General features: G+C 54.7%; 1 tRNA gene. It reads left to right on the forward strand.

Annotated features, from left to right (window positions below):
* Positions 1-47 precede the first annotated feature (47 nt).
* Positions 48-132 (forward strand) — tRNA-Tyr (locus C1E24_RS20855).
* Positions 133-203: the final 71 nt, after the last annotated feature.

Raw genomic sequence — 203 nt, forward strand, 5'->3', positions numbered from 1 at the left:
GAATCCAGCCCCCTCCACCAAGTTGTACAAAATTAGATATCCCCTGTGGAGGGGTTCCCGAGCGGCCAAAGGGATCAGACTGTAAATCTGACGGCTCTGCCTTCGCTGGTTCGAATCCAGCCCCCTCCACCATAACAACACACTACAACTTGGAGGGGTTCCCGAGCGGCCAAAGGGATCAGACTGTAAATCTGACGGCTCTG

Source organism: Pseudoalteromonas phenolica (assembly GCF_005876835.1).
GTDB classification, from domain to species: domain Bacteria; phylum Pseudomonadota; class Gammaproteobacteria; order Enterobacterales; family Alteromonadaceae; genus Pseudoalteromonas; species Pseudoalteromonas phenolica_B.